At 64.3% G+C, this 14,661-nt stretch carries 20 protein-coding genes; 12 read left to right on the top strand and 8 right to left on the bottom strand.

From position 1 onward, the window contains the following. Positions 1 to 53: 53 nt before the first annotated feature. The gene (gudD, locus tag AWB77_RS00200) at positions 54 to 1,385 is read left to right on the top strand and encodes a glucarate dehydratase (RefSeq protein ID WP_061132404.1); all 1,332 of its coding nucleotides are present in this window, start codon (positions 54 to 56) and stop codon (positions 1,383 to 1,385) included. A gap of 15 nt (positions 1,386 to 1,400) precedes the next feature. Here the strand turns inward: gudD and AWB77_RS00195 are convergent, their stop codons facing one another. The 3 genes from AWB77_RS00195 to AWB77_RS00185 all read right to left on the bottom strand — a co-directional run bounded on the left by AWB77_RS00195 (position 1,401) and on the right by AWB77_RS00185 (position 2,885). Next, positions 1,401 to 2,216 (bottom strand): DUF72 domain-containing protein, encoded by an 816-nt coding sequence (locus tag AWB77_RS00195; RefSeq protein ID WP_061132403.1) that lies wholly within the window; start codon positions 2,214 to 2,216, stop codon positions 1,401 to 1,403. 8 nt (positions 2,217 to 2,224) lie between these two features. Then, on the bottom strand, positions 2,225 to 2,491 hold the full coding sequence (locus AWB77_RS00190) for a cupin domain-containing protein (protein ID WP_061132402.1): 267 nt from the start codon (positions 2,489 to 2,491) through the stop codon (positions 2,225 to 2,227). Between the two features lie 91 nt (positions 2,492 to 2,582). Beyond that, positions 2,583 to 2,885, bottom strand: coding sequence for a hypothetical protein (locus AWB77_RS00185; protein ID WP_157694713.1), 303 nt, complete (start codon positions 2,883 to 2,885; stop codon positions 2,583 to 2,585). A gap of 447 nt (positions 2,886 to 3,332) precedes the next feature. Here AWB77_RS00185 and arsC point away from each other — a divergent pair, with 447 nt between their 5' ends. From arsC to AWB77_RS00165, 3 genes are all read left to right on the top strand, one after another. Then, on the top strand, positions 3,333 to 3,755 hold the full coding sequence (arsC, locus tag AWB77_RS00180; protein ID WP_061132400.1) for an arsenate reductase (glutaredoxin): 423 nt from the start codon (positions 3,333 to 3,335) through the stop codon (positions 3,753 to 3,755). A gap of 119 nt (positions 3,756 to 3,874) precedes the next feature. Then, a complete protein-coding gene (locus AWB77_RS00175) occupies positions 3,875 to 4,144 on the top strand; it encodes a hypothetical protein (RefSeq protein WP_061133083.1) in 270 nt (89 codons plus the stop codon). Between the two features lie 244 nt (positions 4,145 to 4,388). Next, positions 4,389 to 5,561 carry a GGDEF domain-containing protein gene (locus AWB77_RS00165; RefSeq protein WP_061132398.1) on the top strand — a complete coding sequence of 391 codons (1,173 nt, stop codon included), beginning with the start codon at positions 4,389 to 4,391 and terminating at the stop codon, positions 5,559 to 5,561. On the opposite strand, the gene AWB77_RS00160 is transcribed toward AWB77_RS00165, so the two are convergent. Then, positions 5,558 to 6,052: an MgtC/SapB family protein gene (locus AWB77_RS00160; RefSeq protein WP_061132397.1), complete on the bottom strand. Its 495-nt coding sequence runs from the start codon at positions 6,050 to 6,052 to the stop codon at positions 5,558 to 5,560. The two genes, AWB77_RS00165 and AWB77_RS00160, sit on opposite strands and share 4 nt — an antisense overlap. A 153-nt stretch (positions 6,053 to 6,205) precedes the next feature. Here AWB77_RS00160 and AWB77_RS00155 point away from each other — a divergent pair, with 153 nt between their 5' ends. After that, on the top strand, positions 6,206 to 6,580 hold the full coding sequence (locus AWB77_RS00155; protein WP_374728671.1) for a RidA family protein: 375 nt from the start codon (positions 6,206 to 6,208) through the stop codon (positions 6,578 to 6,580). A 16-nt stretch (positions 6,581 to 6,596) separates the two neighbouring features. Here AWB77_RS00155 and AWB77_RS00150 read toward each other — a convergent pair whose 3' ends face one another. Then, the gene (locus tag AWB77_RS00150; protein WP_061132395.1) at positions 6,597 to 7,193 is read right to left on the bottom strand and encodes an alpha-ketoglutarate-dependent dioxygenase AlkB family protein; all 597 of its coding nucleotides are present in this window, start codon (positions 7,191 to 7,193) and stop codon (positions 6,597 to 6,599) included. A gap of 193 nt (positions 7,194 to 7,386) precedes the next feature. On the opposite strand from AWB77_RS00150, the gene AWB77_RS00145 reads away from it, so the two are divergent. Continuing rightward, a complete protein-coding gene (locus tag AWB77_RS00145) occupies positions 7,387 to 7,782 on the top strand; it encodes a response regulator (protein WP_061132394.1) in 396 nt (131 codons plus the stop codon). A gap of 6 nt (positions 7,783 to 7,788) precedes the next feature. Here AWB77_RS00145 and AWB77_RS00140 read toward each other — a convergent pair whose 3' ends face one another. Then, entirely contained in the window at positions 7,789 to 8,595 is an 807-nt protein-coding gene (locus AWB77_RS00140; protein WP_061132393.1) for an endonuclease/exonuclease/phosphatase family protein, read from the bottom strand. A gap of 50 nt (positions 8,596 to 8,645) precedes the next feature. Beyond that, positions 8,646 to 9,167 carry a hypothetical protein gene (locus tag AWB77_RS00135; RefSeq protein WP_061133082.1) on the bottom strand — a complete coding sequence of 174 codons (522 nt, stop codon included), beginning with the start codon at positions 9,165 to 9,167 and terminating at the stop codon, positions 8,646 to 8,648. A gap of 292 nt (positions 9,168 to 9,459) precedes the next feature. On the opposite strand from AWB77_RS00135, the gene AWB77_RS00130 reads away from it, so the two are divergent. The 6 genes from AWB77_RS00130 to AWB77_RS00105 all read left to right on the top strand — a co-directional run bounded on the left by AWB77_RS00130 (position 9,460) and on the right by AWB77_RS00105 (position 14,365). After that, positions 9,460 to 10,437, top strand: a complete 978-nt coding sequence (locus tag AWB77_RS00130; protein ID WP_061132392.1) for an AAA family ATPase — start codon at positions 9,460 to 9,462, stop codon at positions 10,435 to 10,437. A gap of 184 nt (positions 10,438 to 10,621) precedes the next feature. Continuing rightward, positions 10,622 to 11,722, top strand: coding sequence for an NAD(P)/FAD-dependent oxidoreductase (locus AWB77_RS00125; RefSeq protein ID WP_061132391.1), 1,101 nt, complete (start codon positions 10,622 to 10,624; stop codon positions 11,720 to 11,722). A gap of 133 nt (positions 11,723 to 11,855) precedes the next feature. Continuing rightward, a complete protein-coding gene (locus AWB77_RS00120) occupies positions 11,856 to 12,173 on the top strand; it encodes a high-potential iron-sulfur protein (protein ID WP_061132390.1) in 318 nt (105 codons plus the stop codon). A gap of 172 nt (positions 12,174 to 12,345) precedes the next feature. Next, the gene (locus AWB77_RS00115) at positions 12,346 to 13,635 is read left to right on the top strand and encodes an MFS transporter (protein ID WP_061132389.1); all 1,290 of its coding nucleotides are present in this window, start codon (positions 12,346 to 12,348) and stop codon (positions 13,633 to 13,635) included. 122 nt (positions 13,636 to 13,757) lie between these two features. After that, on the top strand, positions 13,758 to 14,102 hold the full coding sequence (locus AWB77_RS00110) for a hypothetical protein (protein ID WP_157694712.1): 345 nt from the start codon (positions 13,758 to 13,760) through the stop codon (positions 14,100 to 14,102). An 11-nt stretch (positions 14,103 to 14,113) separates the two neighbouring features. Continuing rightward, complete coding sequence (locus AWB77_RS00105; RefSeq protein ID WP_374728668.1) at positions 14,114 to 14,365, top strand: Txe/YoeB family addiction module toxin; 252 nt, start codon at positions 14,114 to 14,116, stop codon at positions 14,363 to 14,365. Between the two features lie 3 nt (positions 14,366 to 14,368). Here the strand turns inward: AWB77_RS00105 and AWB77_RS00100 are convergent, their stop codons facing one another. Continuing rightward, a complete protein-coding gene (locus AWB77_RS00100) occupies positions 14,369 to 14,638 on the bottom strand; it encodes a hypothetical protein (RefSeq protein ID WP_061132386.1) in 270 nt (89 codons plus the stop codon). Positions 14,639 to 14,661 lie beyond the last annotated feature (23 nt).

Below are 14,661 nucleotides of genomic sequence, written 5' to 3'. Positions count from 1 at the left end.
GCATGAACATACAATGTCATCAGACAACGTATCTCTATTGCAAAGGATTTTTCATGTCGAACGACACTCCGAAAATCACCGAACTGCGCGTCGTGCCGGTCGCGGGCCGCGACAGCATGTTGATGAATCTCTCCGGCGCGCACGGCCCGTTCTTCACGCGCAACGTCGTGATCCTGACGGACAGCGCGGGCAGCACGGGCGTCGGCGAAGTGCCGGGCGGCGAGAACATCCGCAAGACGATCGACGATGCCCGCGCGCTCGTCGTCGGGCAATCGATCGGCAATCTGCATGCGGTGCTCAATCGGGTCCGCACGAACTTCGCCGATCGCGACGCGGGCGGACGCGGCCTGCAAACCTTCGACCTGCGCACGACGATCCACGCCGTCACCGCGCTCGAAGCCGCGTTGCTCGATCTGCTCGGCAAGCATCTGGGCGTGCCCGTCGCGGCCTTGCTCGGCGAAGGCCAGCAGCGCGACGAAGTGGAAATGCTCGGCTATCTGTTCTACATCGGCGATCGCAACAAGACCGATCTCCCTTATGCGTCGGGCGCGGACGGCCGCGACGACTGGGAGCGCGTGCGAACCGAGGTCGCGCTGACGCCCGAAGCGGTCGTGCGTCTCGCCGAAGCCGCGCAGGCGCGCTACGGTTTCAACGACTTCAAGCTCAAAGGCGGCGTGCTCGCCGGCGACGCGGAAATCGAAGCGGTCACGGCGCTCGCCGAACGCTTCCCGCAGGCGCGCGTGACGCTCGATCCGAACGGCGCGTGGTCATTGGCCGAAGCGATCCGCCTGTGCCGCGACAAACACGATGTTCTGGCCTACGCCGAAGATCCGTGCGGCGCGGAAAACGGCTACTCGGGCCGCGAAGTGATGGCGGAATTCCGCCGCGCGACCGGCCTGCCGACGGCCACCAACATGATCGCGACCGACTGGCGTCAGATGGGTCATGCGATCCAGTTGCAATCCGTCGATATCCCGCTCGCCGATCCGCATTTCTGGACGATGCAAGGCTCGGTGCGCGTCGCGCAGATGTGCAACGACTGGGGCCTGACGTGGGGCTCGCATTCGAACAATCACTTCGATGTATCGCTCGCGATGTTCACGCACGTCGCCGCCGCCGCGCCCGGCAAGATCACCGCGATCGACACGCACTGGATCTGGCAAGACGGCCAGCGTCTGACGCGCGATCCGCTGCAGATCGCCGGCGGCAAGGTGAAGGTGCCGGAGGCGCCGGGCCTGGGCATCGAGCTGGATATGGACGAAGTCGAGAAGGCGCACGAACTCTACAAGCAGCACGGACTCGGCGCGCGCGATGACGGCGTCGCGATGCAATACCTGATTCCGAACTGGAAGTTCGACAACAAGAAGCCTTGTCTCGTGCGCTGAACGCTTCCGACGCTTCTACTTCTTCAAACGTTCGATGAGCGCGATGCCCGCGGCCGGATTGCGCTCCTTGAATCCGCTGATGACGTAGAGAAACACATCGCGCGATGCGGCTTTCGGCGCGGCCGCCTTGCCGTAGGTCTGCAAGTCGTCCGGCAGGCCGCCGGCCGCCCATATCTGTGCGCGCTCCGCCCAGCGATCGAGCGCCGCCTTCGCGTAGCCCTTCGCCTGCTTGTCGGTGGTGCCCATGATGCGGGCGTAGACGAACGGCGCGGTCACATCCGCGATTTGCGGATACTTCGAATCGCCCGCCATCACGATCGCAACGCGGTATTTCCGCGCGAGCGCGACGAACGCCGCATCGCAGAAACTCTCGTGCCGCACTTCGATCGCATGACGGATCGCGCGGCCCTCGACCTTCGCAGGCAGCAGTTCGAGAAAACGCTCGAAGTCCTCGGGATCGAACTTCTTGGTCGGCGCGAACTGCCAGTTGATCGGACCGAGCTTGTCGCCGAGTTCGAGCACGCCGCTGCCAAAAAAACGCTCGATCGTATCGCCCGCTTCGGCGAGCACACGCCGGTTCGTCGCATAGCGCGGCGCTTTGAGCGAAAACACGAAGTCGTCGGGCGTTTCGTCGCGCCATTTGACGAACGTCGCGGGCTTCTGCGAACCGTAGAACGTGCCGTTCACTTCGATTGAAGTCAGCGCGCGGCTCGCGTATTCGAGTTCGCGTTTCTGCGCCAGGTCTTCGGGATAGAACGTGCCGCGCCACGGCTCGAACGTCCATCCGCCGATGCCGACGCGAATGCGCGCGGTCTTCGATCTGGTGGCCATCGGCGCGCTTACTTCCGGCCGACGAGATAGCTCACGCCTTGCGGACCGTACTGCTCCGAATGCTCGACGTTCGCCGTGAGATGAAAGATATCGCCCGCGCGATAAGTGTTAGCGTCGTCGCCGATGCGGATCGTGACGTCGCCTTCGAGGATCAGCGCTTTCGCTTCGAACGGATGCGCATGGACATCGAGCGAACCGTTCGGCTCGCGCGTGACCGTCACGACTTCGTTGAAACCTTCGCTGCCAAGACGTGCGATGAATGCGTCGCGGTGCATGTGGGCCGTTCCGTTGAATAAGGGAAGGCGCGTCCGATCGTGCGAAGCGGACGCGCCGGGTCATGCACCTGCGCTAGCGCAGTCAAAAAAATTACTGGCCGAAGAAGATGTTGCATTGCGGCCCGCGCGTGCATGGCCTGGAGGCCGCGCTGTCCATCGTGCCCATCGTGGTCGCGCCCGCCGCGCCGTGTGTCATCGGCGAGCCGCCGTAGGACATGTCGCCCGATTGGTCTTGCATGGCGCTCTGCTGCGGCGCGCCCGGATCGGTCCAGGTGTCGGCGGTGGCCTGTCCCGGCACTTGCGCCGTGCGATAGTAGGTTTGCTGGGCCGATGCGAGGCCCGCAGTGGCGAGTAACGAGGCGGCGAGCGCCGCCATGGCGATGCGTGATTTCATGTTGACTCCTTGATCGGAAGGGCGCGCTCGCGTGTACACCGCGTAACGCTGTTCGCTGATTCGGATCGTCGTTCCGCACGGAACGTGCCACGAAACCTGCATGAATCTGCATGTGCCACGCGTGGCGCGCTGGCGAACGTTTATCGGCGCCGGTCCCGGCCGGATTGCGCTGCGGGTTGCCGGACTTGTTCGTATGCGATGCAGACGGTGCGCCGGTGCGCTTGCCGGCAGATGCGAGCCGCAAGTCGCAGAAGACGCGTGCCGCGCTGCACATTCCGTTATAGGCCGCGCGCATGCGAATGAACAGGACATTCGAGCGCGCGCGCCGCATAGGGTCGCGCTCGTGGCGCGAGGCTGTCGATCGCGTCAGCATGGCATCGGTTCTAGAATGCGAGGCGTACATTCCGCTCACTCACGAAAACTCACGAACGCAGGGGCATCGCGACCATGACCGTCACCATCTACCACAATCCGAAGTGCGGAACCTCGCGCAACACGCTCGCACTGATCCGGAACGCGGGCATCGAACCGGCCGTAATCGAATATCTGACGCATCCGCCGAGCCGCGAGACGCTCGTCGCGCTGATCGCGCGCGCGGGGCTTTCCGTGCGCGACGCGCTGCGCGAGAAAGGCACGCCGTACGCCGAGCTCGGGCTCGACGACACGAGCCTTACCGACGATCAACTCATCGACGCGATGCTCGCGCATCCGATCCTCATCAACCGTCCATTCGTCGATACGCCGAAGGGCGCGCGGCTGTGCCGTCCCTCGGAGCGCGTGCTCGATATCCTGCCCGAAGCGCAGAAAGGACCGTTCACGAAAGAGGATGGCGAAGTCGTCATCGATTCGTCCGGCAAGCGCGTGCGCTAACAATGCGCGCCTGACCGTTACCTGACGTTACCTTTCTGGCAAGACCGTTGCACCTGTATCCGGCATCGCTTTCTAGACTGCAGTGACTCACAGAGCACTCGGTGCAAGGAGAAAGCGACATGAAGAAGAAACTTCTCGGTGCGGCTATCGGGTTGGCGGGGATCGTGGGACTTGCGATGTCGGGCGCGGCGAACGCGCATGTCGATGTCGCGGTGGGCGTCGGCGTGCCGGTGTACGCGCAGCCCGCAGTGCCGGTCGGCTATTACGGATACGGCGATCGCGACGAGCGCTGGCGTGAGCGCGAATGGCGCCGTCACGAATGGCGCGAGCGCCGCTGGCATCACGAGATGCGCCGCGAGGAACGCTGGCGCGAGCGTCACGACTGGTAAATCGCGGAGCATCGCGAAAATGGACGCGGCGGGCCTGAGGGTTGCGCCGCGTTTTTCATGCGCGATGCGACTCCGTGTCGCATATCGATGCGTTCAGGCCGCGCGCATTCGTGTCGTAAACACTTGGGTGATGTCGGATACTCGTGCTCTTTCGCCGCGAATCCTTTTTTGCGAATCACCTCGCCGCGCCGGCGTTCGGCGCCGTCTTCGCCAGGCACGAGCATTATCCCGTCCACTTTCAGCGATGTTCAGTCCCGTCAGCATTCTCGTCGTCACCGCGCTATCGAGCATTCTCTCGATACTGGTGCTGATTTCGCTGCTTTCGCACGCGATCGACGGCGTGCCGCGCTGGTTGTGGGCGAACGTGCTCGCGATCGTTTCGCTCGTGCTGTTCGCCGTGCAGAACGTCGCGCCGGCGTGGCTCGGCATCGTCGTGGCGAATCAGTTGCTTGCCGCGACCGTCCTGCTCATCTACGAAGGCTGCAACGATTTCTTCGACGTGCGCATGCGTCCCGTGCAGCACTGGGCGGGCTGGATCATGTGGCTCGTCGTGATGGCGGGCATCGTGTACTTCACGTACGTCGTCCCCGATGTGAACATGCGCGTGGTGATCGTGTCGGCGTTTCATGCCGCGTGCGATCTCGCCATAGCCGGGCGCGTGCTGATCGAACGTCCGAAGGAAAGGCCGCGTTATAACTACCTGTTCGTCGCCGGCGCGGCGGCGCTCGGCGCGCTCGGCCATACCGTGCGCGGCGCGATCTACGTCGTGCAGCCGCCCGCGCAAAGCTCGCTGCTGCAACCCGGCGTGATGCAAATCACGTTCCTCGCGCTCGGCATTCTCGTGCTGCCGTCGTTGTGCATCGGTCTCGTGATGATGGCGCACGACCGGCTCGCGCAACGGCTCGAACGCCTTGCGCGCTTCGATGATCTGACCGGCGCGCTGTCGCGCAAGGCGCTGCTCGCCACCGCGGCGGAACGGCTCGCGCGCGCGCCCGTGGAAGGCCGGCGCGAGTACGTGGCCGTCGTCGACGTGGACCATTTCAAGAGCGTGAACGATCGATACGGCCACGCGGCGGGCGACGAGGTGCTGCGCCATTTCGCGTCGATCGTGCGGGCGCGCATCCGCGAGAGCGACGCGTTCGGGCGTATCGGCGGCGAGGAGTTTTGTCTCTTTTGCACGGCGCATCAGATCGGAGAAGTGACCGCGCTCGTCGAGCGTCTGCGCAAGACCATCGAGGCGACGCCGTGCGCCGTGCCCGGCGGCGTGCTGCATTACACCTTCAGCGCGGGCATCGCGGCTTGGGACGGGCGCGAGCCGCTCGCATCGCTGATGGCGCGCGCCGACGGCCTGCTCTACGCGGCGAAAGTCGCGGGCCGCAACCGCGTGAAGGCGCCCGCCGCGGACGCCATCGCTTAAATTTCTTCGACGTCGGCGTACTTCTGGCGCTCGTCCGCCGGTTTGTTCATCCAGCGCCGCAACAGCCGCTTTTCGATGACGCGCCCGACCGTGAGCAACGCGATCATCAGAATCATCGCGATGAACGCGACGCTCCACACACCCAGCCCGCAGACGATGCCGACCGCCGCCGTCACCCAGATCGAGGCCGCCGTGGTCAGCCCGCGCACGCGGTTCTCGCGCGGATTCTGCAGGATCACGCCCGCGCCGAGAAAGCCGACGCCCGTCACGATGCCTTGCACGGCGCGCGAGACGTCGGCGTCGTTGGAAAGCGTCATCGAGAAGCCTTGCGCGCACATCGTCGCGAGACACGCGCCGAGCGACACGAGCCCGAGCGTCTTCATGCCGGTCGGCTTGCCGTGCAGATCGCGATCGATGCCGATCACGCAGCCGATCAGCATCGCGGTCAGCATGCGCAACACGGCATCGACGAGAATGGGGTAGGGAAGCATTGCGTCCGCGCGTCCGTGAAGGTGTTCGTAAGCCGGGCCATCTTCGCACGAGGCGCGGGCGCGCGCGCAATTTTGGCGCGCTAACGTGCCGGTTCCTGTTCGATCCAGAACGCACAACAAGGAGACGAAGTGACCCAGTTGCCCAAATTCACGATGGTCGATGCCGCGCCGACGCCCGTCGGCCCTTTCTCGCACGCGGCCGAAGCCGACGGCTGGGTGTTCCTCACCGGCCAGATGCCGACCGATCCGGACGACGATTCCGCGCCGTTGCCCGATGGCGTCGCGGCACAGACGCGTCGTGTGATGGACAACCTGATCCTCGTGCTGAACGGCGTCGGCCTTACGCTCGACAACGTGGTCAGCGTGCGTATCTTCCTGACCGAATTCAAGCGCGACTACGACGCGATGAACGCCGTCTACCGCTCGTATTTCCTGCCGAAGCCGCTGCCGGCGCGCACGTGCATCGGCGTTACCGGGCTCGCGCGCGATGCGCTCGTGGAGATCGACTTCGTCGCGAAACGTCCGTAAGCGCGGTTACTTACGGTTACTTGCGTTTCGACGCATCGACCCAGCGGAATGTGAGATTGATGCGCTCCCCGCGCGCGCCGGCTTCCTTCGGCACACGATGCACCCATTCGCGTTGCGTGCGGCCGCGCATCACGAGCAGGCTGCCGTGCGTGAGCACGAGCGTGTGTGTCGCGTGCGTGCGCGCGTGGCGGAACTCGAAGGTGCGCGTCGCGCCGAGACTCACCGATGCGATGACCGGCTCCGGCCCGAGCTCGCGTTCCTTGTCGGCGTGCCAGCCCATGCTGTCGAGTCCGCTGCGATAGCGGTTCAGCAGCACGCTGTTGAAGCGCGCCTCGCACGCGGCTTCGGCCCGCGCGCGCAGTTGCGCGACGGCGGGCGTCCACGGCTGCGGAACATTGCGGATGCCGGAGTAGACATAGACCGCGTCCGGTTCGCCCTGCCATGCGGTGAGGCGCGGCAAGGATACGCGGCCGCCGGGCGTCGTCATCGTGTCCTGCTGCCAGGCGACTTCGGCGATCAGCGCGCCCATGAGATCGGAGCCTTCGTCGGCGGCGATCCAGTCCGGATGCCACGCGATGTCGGGCTTGGGAATGTCGTCGAAGAGATCGAACATGAAGGAAGCACGCAAAAAGGCGGCGGTGAAGCTTTCACGATAGCAGAGGCGCCGCGCGTCGTGCTTGCGGATCGTTTCTTGGCCGGCGGGACGCTGTGCTACATTCCCCCATCTATCTCAATAAAGCCGCACGAGGGCCGGAACATGCACATCGTTCCAACGCTCGCACGGCAAGGACTCTCGGGGAAAACGCATGAACACGACCGCCGAAGCAAGCGGCGGCGCGGCGCAGCGCCGCCGCATCCTGCTCGTCGACGACAGCGTCGATGCGGCGCTTGCCATCTCGATGCTGCTCGAAGCGCTCGGCCACGAAGTGCGCACCGAGCACGACGGCCCGCGCGCGCTCGCATCGGTCGATGATTTCCGGCCGGAAGTGGTCGTCCTCGATATCGGTTTGCCGGGCATGAGCGGCTTCGATGTCGCGCGGGAAATGCGCAAGCGCGATGCGACTCGCGGCGCGCTGCTGCTCGCGCTGACCGGCTGGGGCAGCGACGCCGATCGTCAGAATGCGCTCGACGCGGGCTTCGATCATCATCTGACGAAGCCCGTCACCATCGCCGATCTGGAAGCGCTGCTCGCGAAACCCTGAGCGCGCTTATTCGACGCGCAGCTTCGCCATATACGGCAGGTGATCGGACAGCCAGGCGGTGTCCTGCGTCGGCACGATCCATTCGACGGGCCTCAGACCGCGCACGAACATTTTGTCGAGGGCGAGCGCCGGTGAAAACGCCGGGAAGGTGCGGCCCGATTCGCCAAGCATGGTGGCGACCTCGCTCATGCCGAGTTCGCCGAAAAGCGGCACGGAATCGTTGCGCCAGTCGTTGAAATCGCCCGCCAGCATGAGCGGACCTTCCGGCGCTTCCTTCGCGATCCAGTGCGCGATCCAGTTCATCTGACGCAGCCGCGCCTGACGCGTCAACGCAAGATGTGCGCACAGCAAGGTGATCGACTGGCCGGCGAAGGTCGCGCGCGCGACCAGCAGGCCGCGCTTCTCGAAGCGATGCGCCGAGATGTCCCAACGTCCGGACAGATCGAGCGGATGCGGCGAGAGAATCGCGTTGCCGTGCCGCCACGACGGCTTGAACACGTTCGGCCCGAGCGCGATCTGCAATTCGAGCGCCGTGGCGATTTCCGTCGCCTGGCAATGCCAGACGTCATCGAGCGGCGCGCTCAGCGGATTGCCGAAGCCGCTCGCGAGCACGGGCTGCGGCATGCGCCGCGCCATCGCTTCCTGAAGGAAATAGACATCGGCGTTGGTGGACTGAACCCACCGCTGCATCGCGTTCCACGCGCGCAGGCCGAGGGGCGAACGGCCCTTGTGGAGATTCCAGCTGACCGCGGTGAAATCCGGCGTGGCCGGATGCGCGGATGGGCCTGGCGGAAGATGTTCTGGATTTCGCATGCGTTCTTGGTCTAGAGCGGCGGCCTCTCGAGTCTACGTCACCGCGGTTGTCATTGCGCCGCCGTCGACGCGCCCACACTCGCGCGCACCCGATACGCGAGCGACGGATTGCTGTCGATGATCTGCCATTGTCCCCATTCGCCCGGCTTCAGCACGAGCCCCGGATGCGATCCGCTCACCTGACGCGGCACCGGCGGCAGCTTGCAGCCGGACGGCGAGGCGCGCGAACTGTCGTCCTGCAAGGTTTCCTGCGCGTCGATGGCGAGCGTGATGTCGTCGGCGCTCGCGTGGGTCGGCGAAATGGTGATCGTGCGTTGCAGATCGATTTCGCCCGCCGCCTGATCCGCGCAGCCGACGCGGTTCTGCACCTTGTTGTGGTGCGTGTCGGTGCGCGCCTGGCCGACGTTCGTCGTGCCAGAAAACGTGTCGATCTGTTGCCCGTCGCGCACGACCTGCAATTCCCACGTCACCGGCTGCGATGGCGGAGTCTGCGCGTACGCGCCGGACGTGGCGAAAAATGCGCCCGTCACGAGTGCTGCGTTCAGAAAGGCGGTGCGTATCGGTGTATGCATCAAAGCGGCTCCTGCGCGCGGACTGTTCGGATGGCGGCGCGTCTTGCGCGGCCGCGGGATCGGCGTTCCTCGGCGACTTCCTTGTGACACGGCCGTGCGGACCCGGTTCAGCCGGCCCGCGAAACACATTATTGTGCGAGACAAAGCAGGTTTCGAACCCGCTCGCCGCATCGGCCCGACGATGATACTAGCGCGTCCCGATTAGCAGCACACGCGTTCGACTGCTCGCTTGCGCGCGGTTTTGGCGTCGATACACTGGACTCGTCGACCATAAAAAATGACGGGGTGTGACATGACGACAGCCGTGGTCAAACAAGAGCTCGCGGTGGCATCGTTCAGCAAGGTCTACAGTCTCGACGACGTGGAATCCGCGCTCAACGATTTGTCCGAAGGCGCGAGCGACGCCTTGCGCGCCATCTACGAAAAGATGCTCAAGGTGGGCAATCTGCGTTTTTGCGTGAAGCCGAACCGCATGCCGTCGGTCGACGACCTCGTCGCGGACCTGCCGAATTTCGAAGAACCGCTCGCCGATATCCGCAAGCAGATCGCGCTGTGCCTCGAAACCGACGACCGCCTCGAACTCATGCCAATGCTTCTGCTCGGCGAGCCGGGCATCGGCAAGACACATTTCGCGAAGCAGCTTGCGCGGCTGCTCGGCACGTCGAGCCATTACGTCGCGATGAGTTCGCTGACGGCGGGCTGGATTCTCTCGGGCGCGTCGTCGCAATGGCGCAACGCCAAGCCGGGCAAGGTTTTCGACGCACTGGTGAACGGCAGCTACGCAAATCCCGTCATCACCGTCGATGAAATCGACAAGGCCACCGGCGACGCGCAATACGATCCGCTCGGCGCGCTCTACGCGCTCCTGGAGCACGACACGGCGCAGACTTTCGTCGATGAATTCGCCGAAGTGCCGATCAACGCGGGCAACGTCGTCTGGATCGCGACGGCCAACGACGCGCGCGCGATCCCCGAGCCGCTCATGAACCGCATGAACGTCTACGAAATTCCCGCGCCGGATCGCGACGGCGCGCGGCGCATCGCGCAGTCGATTTACGCTCAAATCCGCAACGCGCACGCGTGGGGCGCGCGCTTCCCGGAAACGCTTGGTGACGCGCCGCTCGACGCGCTCACGCAAGCGTCGCCGCGCGGCATGCGGCGCGCGATGCTCAATGCGTTCGGCAACGCGCGCATCGACGGACGACATCGCGTGGAGGCGCGCGACATTCAGATCGACCGTAATTCCCGAAAAAAAGCGATCGGTTTCTGAGCCGCGCGCTTTCTGGGATTGCCAAAAAAGCCGCGAAAACCTGGCATTTTCGACATCTGGCGGCCAGATTCTTGCCTTTTTCCGAATTGCACCGGAAAACGATGCAATCCATGTGGGTTTGTTGTGTATCGCGCAATAGTCCCGAACGTAAAATAGTTGGGACAACTCTGCCGCGGAAGAAGACATGGATCGGATCGAGTGCGTAGTAATCGGAGCGGGCGCCGTCGGGCTGGCGATCGCGCGCGCGTTGGCCCAGCGCGGGCGCGAAGTCATCGTGCTGGAGGCGGGCGAGGGTATCGGCATCGGGACGAGTTCGCGCAACAGTGAAGTGATACACGCGGGCATCTACTATCCGCGCGGATCGCTCAAGGCCGAACTGTGCGTGCGCGGGCGCGACATGCTCTACGCGTTCTGTCAGGCGCACGGCGTGCCGCACCGGCAATGCGGGAAATTGCTCGTCGCGACGGCGCGCAATCAGGTGCCGCAGCTCGCGGCGCTGGAGCAGAAGGGCGTCGAGAATCGCGTGACGGGGCTCGTGCGCATCAGCGGCGCGCAGGCGGCAGAGATGGAGCCGCAACTGCAGTGCGTCGAAGCGGTGTGGTCGCCGCTCACGGGCATCGTCGACAGTCATCAGTACATGCTCGCGCTGCAGGGCGAGGCGGAGAATCACGGCGCGAACATCGTGTTCCATACGCCGGTCGTATCGATCGATGCGCGCGAAGGCTGCTTCATCGTCGAGACGGGCGGCGCTTCGCCGGCGCGCTTGCGGGCCTCGTTCCTCATCAACAGCGCGGGGCTGCACGCGAACGAGATCGCGCGGCGCATTCGCGGACTGGACGATCGCCACGTGCCGCCGCTCTACTTCGCGAAGGGAAATTACTTCAGCGTGAGCGGGCGCGCGCCGTTCGAACGGCTCATCTATCCGATGCCCAACGAAGCCGGACTCGGCGTGCATCTGACGATCGATCTCGGCGGGCAGGCGAAGTTCGGCCCGGACGTCGAATGGGTGCCGGCGCTCGACTACGATGTCGATCCGCGCCGCGCCGATTCCTTCTACGCCGCGATCCGCGCGTACTGGCCGGGCCTGCCCGACGACGCGCTGCAGCCCGCTTACGCTGGCATCCGGCCGAAGCTCTCCGGCCCCGGCCAGGCGGCGGCGGATTTCCTGATCCAGGGCAAGTCGGCGCACGGCGTGCCGGGGCTCGTGAATCTCTTCGGCATCGAATCGCCCGGATTGACGGCATCGCTCGCGATCGGCGAACGCGTCGCCGACATGGCGCGCTGACCGGCATGCGACGTTCCGCCGTCGCTTATCTCTAACATTTGACGTCGTCGACTCGCTTTCAGATTGCTATGCTCGGATATCGCCGTCGCGAAGAACGGCGCTTTTCCCCCAATACAACATGGAGCGAGTCACCATGAAGACATCACGTCGCACGTTTCTCATTACCAGCGTGGGCGTCGCATCGACGTTCGCGCTCGGCTCGAAGGCCGCATTCGCCGCCGATGCACCTAAAGTCGCGGAAAGCGACCCTACCGCGCAAGCCCTCGGCTACAAGGAAGACGCGAGCAAGGTCGACAAGGCGAAGTTCGCGAAGTACGCCGCCGGCCAGGATTGCGGCAACTGTCAGTTTTATCAAGGCAAGGCGAGCGATCCCTACGCGCCGTGCCCGATGTTCAGCAACAAGCAGGTCGCATCGAAGGGCTGGTGCAGCGCGTATGTGAAGAAGGCATAAGCGCGACCGACGTCGAAAGAAAGCGCGCCCGGCCAGGCGGCCCGGCGCGCTTTTTTTCGTGCGCAATTCGCTTGATCGGGAGAAAAACCGTCTTTACACTCGCCAAGGCAAAAAGAGCCGCGCGTGCGCATCTTTACAGCGCGGACACCCGAGCAATGACCCAGGGGATCGCATGCCAGGAAGAGCATTGAACGCGCGCGCCGTGACGGCGGCGGTCATCGGCAACGCGCTGGAGTGGTACGACTTCACCGTGTTCGGCTTCATGACGGTGGTCATCGCCCGTTTGTTCTTTCCGGGCAGCAGCGATTATTCGTCGATTCTTCTGACCACCGCAACCTTCGGCGTCGCGTTCGTGATGCGGCCGGTCGGCGGCATTGTGCTCGGTCTCTATGCGGATCGCGCAGGGCGCAAGGCGGCGCTGACGCTCGTCATCGGGCTGATGACGCTCGGCATCTTTCTCCTGGCGATTGCGCCGCCGTATTCCGCGATCGGCATCGGCGCGCCGCTCGTCATCGTGTTCGCGCGGCTGCTGCAAGGGTTTTCCGCGGGCGGCGAGTTCGGCAGCTCGACCGCGCTCCTGATCGAAGCGGCGCCGTTCTCGAAGCGCGGCCTCTATGGCAGCTTCCAGATGGCGAGCCAGGCGGCGTCGCTGTTGCTCGGCGCAATCGTCGGCTCGGCGATTTCGCGTGGACTGTCGCCCGAAGCCCTCGATGCGTGGGGCTGGCGCGTGCCGTTCATCTTCGGTCTCATCATTGGGCCGATCGGACTGTACATTCGCCGCAACATGGCCGATACCGAAGCGTTCCTGCACGCGAAGAAAACCGCGCGCCGCGCGACGCTCGGCGAAGTCTTCAGCACGCATGGCCGCGAAGTGCTGTGCGGGCTCGGCTCGGTGATTGCGCTGACGGTGAGCGTCTACGTGCTGATCGCCTATCTGCCGACGTTCGCCGTCAAGCAGTTGAAGCTGCCATTCGGCCAGTCGTTCACGGCGCTGATCGTCGGCAATCTTCTGCTCACGGTGCTTTCGCCGGTCGCGGGCGCGTGGTCGGATCGCATCGGGCGCAAAGGTCTGTCGCTGTGGTCGCTCGCGATCACGCTCGTCATCATCTATCCGCTCTTCGCGTGGCTCGCGGCGGAGCCGAGCGTGATGCGGCTGATCGTCGTGCAGGCGTTGCTGTCGGTTGCGCTGTCCGGGTACTACGGGCCGTTCGGCGCGCTCATCGCCGAATTGTTTCCGGCGCATGTGCGTTCGACAGGGCTATCGCTCGCGTACAACATCGCCGTGATGATCTTCGGCGGCTTCGGGCAGTTCATCGTGACGTGGCTCATCCGCGTGACGGAGGCGCAACTCGCGCCCGTCTTCTATGTGATGGGCGGTCTCGTGCTGTCGCTGATCGCGGTGGCGTGCATTCCGGCGACGCGGCATGCGGACGTCGACGAAGCGCGGGACTTCACGCGCTAGACAGAAGCCGAGGCGCGCGCGGGCGAATCGTCCTAATCCGTTCGGACGAGTGGTGTGACGCGTGCGTTGGCGGTCATAATCGGTCCATCGTCGGTCAACTGCGAGGGCGGAAAATGGTTAGGATGGTTGAATTAATCGAGCGGAAGTATGAGGCGGCGCGGGCAGCGGGGAGGTTGGGGAGCGAGTGGGGCGAGATGCCGCTGCTGAATTCGCAGAAGCTCGTCGTTGTTTCGAAGGACAGGATGGCGCTATTTGTCGCCCGGCTTCAGGAGGTCGAAAACGAGCTTTGCCGCCGGGCAGTCGATGAGACGTTCGACTTGATGGAAGCGCAGGGCGTCAGGTTCCTGACGCCGGCAGATCTTGAAGACGACAATGCCCGGCGCGAGCGTAGAACGCGAACACCGAAATCGTCGTTTTTCGATATGTTCCGCAACATGTTTGCGAAACGAACAAAGCAGGCCGGATGATGGCGCGCGGAGTGAAATTTCTGATGCCGAGCTGGAGCGACTATCATCAGTGGCGCGGCTCGGATGCGAAGATTTTCGAGAAGCTGACGGGCTTGATCAACGAATGCTGCCGCAGCCCGTTCACGGGAACGGGCAAGCCCGAGCCGCTGAAGCGCGAGAGAGCGTGGTCGCGTCGTATAGATGATAGGAACCGCCTCGTGTACGGCGTCACGGACGATCATCTTGTCATCGTTCGCTGCCGCGGCCACTATGCCGACACCTGACCCTTACCGCTCCAACCCCGCCTTCACCAGCAACTCCGCCAGTACTTCCGTCATGCCGCCTTCGTGCGCCTCGGCGCGCTCCTTCAACTGCCTGACGAGCTTTTCATCGAGCTTGCATGCGAACGGCACGAGCCCTTTCGCCTGATCGAGCTTGCGCTGTTCGCGCCGGTCGACCTTCTGCGCATCCGCTGCGGCCATGCGTCCACGGCCGCCTTGCTTCAGGTCGTTGGCGAGTTTGAATGCCTTGTTCTGTTCCAGTTCGAATTTGTTCACGCGATGCTCCGATGCGACGATTG

This window comes from Caballeronia fortuita (genome assembly GCF_001544835.2).
In the GTDB taxonomy this organism is placed as follows: Bacteria; Pseudomonadota; Gammaproteobacteria; order Burkholderiales; family Burkholderiaceae; genus Caballeronia; species Caballeronia fortuita.
The sequence above is the reverse complement of the archived record's forward strand: the minus strand, read 5'-3'. Positions and strand labels throughout refer to the sequence as shown.

Coding starts and splice junctions, on each gene's coding strand:
- gudD (WP_061132404.1), top strand. CDS start 54: ATGTCGAACGACACTCCGAAAATCACCGAACTGCGCGTCGTGCCGGTC.
- AWB77_RS00195 (WP_061132403.1), bottom strand. CDS start 2,216: ATGGCCACCAGATCGAAGACCGCGCGCATTCGCGTCGGCATCGGCGGA.
- AWB77_RS00190 (WP_061132402.1), bottom strand. CDS start 2,491: ATGCACCGCGACGCATTCATCGCACGTCTTGGCAGCGAAGGTTTCAAC.
- AWB77_RS00185 (WP_157694713.1), bottom strand. CDS start 2,885: ATGAAATCACGCATCGCCATGGCGGCGCTCGCCGCCTCGTTACTCGCC.
- arsC (WP_061132400.1), top strand. CDS start 3,333: ATGACCGTCACCATCTACCACAATCCGAAGTGCGGAACCTCGCGCAAC.
- AWB77_RS00175 (WP_061133083.1), top strand. CDS start 3,875: ATGAAGAAGAAACTTCTCGGTGCGGCTATCGGGTTGGCGGGGATCGTG.
- AWB77_RS00165 (WP_061132398.1), top strand. CDS start 4,389: ATGTTCAGTCCCGTCAGCATTCTCGTCGTCACCGCGCTATCGAGCATT.
- AWB77_RS00160 (WP_061132397.1), bottom strand. CDS start 6,052: ATGCTTCCCTACCCCATTCTCGTCGATGCCGTGTTGCGCATGCTGACC.
- AWB77_RS00155 (WP_374728671.1), top strand. CDS start 6,206: ATGGTCGATGCCGCGCCGACGCCCGTCGGCCCTTTCTCGCACGCGGCC.
- AWB77_RS00150 (WP_061132395.1), bottom strand. CDS start 7,193: ATGTTCGATCTCTTCGACGACATTCCCAAGCCCGACATCGCGTGGCAT.
- AWB77_RS00145 (WP_061132394.1), top strand. CDS start 7,387: ATGAACACGACCGCCGAAGCAAGCGGCGGCGCGGCGCAGCGCCGCCGC.
- AWB77_RS00140 (WP_061132393.1), bottom strand. CDS start 8,595: ATGCGAAATCCAGAACATCTTCCGCCAGGCCCATCCGCGCATCCGGCC.
- AWB77_RS00135 (WP_061133082.1), bottom strand. CDS start 9,167: ATGCATACACCGATACGCACCGCCTTTCTGAACGCAGCACTCGTGACG.
- AWB77_RS00130 (WP_061132392.1), top strand. CDS start 9,460: ATGACGACAGCCGTGGTCAAACAAGAGCTCGCGGTGGCATCGTTCAGC.
- AWB77_RS00125 (WP_061132391.1), top strand. CDS start 10,622: ATGGATCGGATCGAGTGCGTAGTAATCGGAGCGGGCGCCGTCGGGCTG.
- AWB77_RS00120 (WP_061132390.1), top strand. CDS start 11,856: ATGAAGACATCACGTCGCACGTTTCTCATTACCAGCGTGGGCGTCGCA.
- AWB77_RS00115 (WP_061132389.1), top strand. CDS start 12,346: ATGCCAGGAAGAGCATTGAACGCGCGCGCCGTGACGGCGGCGGTCATC.
- AWB77_RS00110 (WP_157694712.1), top strand. CDS start 13,758: ATGGTTGAATTAATCGAGCGGAAGTATGAGGCGGCGCGGGCAGCGGGG.